The following is a 241-nucleotide window of genomic DNA, read 5'->3' as shown; positions in this document are numbered from 1 at the left end:
AAAGGTGTACGGATTCACCGCTGAATAGGCAAGTTCAAGCGTGCTGTTGCGCTGAAGCGCCAGCGCGTCGGTATTGCGTAACCCGTGCGCCGTCATCTCGCTGCCGGAGGCGACAGGTTTATATCCGGCGGTGGTTTTTCCCTGCATGCGCGCCGCCTGCAGCAGCGCTGAGCTGGCAACCGTCTTGCCCACTTCGGTATCTGTTCCGGTGACAAAATAACGTTCAGTCACGTTCAATAAT

The 241-nt window shown here is 56.8% G+C and carries 1 protein-coding gene; it reads right to left on the bottom strand.

Going from position 1 to position 241, the window contains the following annotated elements:
- Window positions 1-241 (bottom strand): ATP-dependent dethiobiotin synthetase BioD (gene bioD / locus CN514_RS25185; protein WP_286141840.1); only part of this gene is annotated, 241 nt, incomplete at both ends.

Source organism: Bacillus sp. AFS001701 (assembly GCF_002559405.1).
Classification (GTDB): domain Bacteria; phylum Bacillota; class Bacilli; order Bacillales; family Bacillaceae_G; genus Gottfriedia.
Note: the sequence above shows the minus strand (reverse complement) of the source record. Positions and strands in the feature narration are given on the sequence as shown.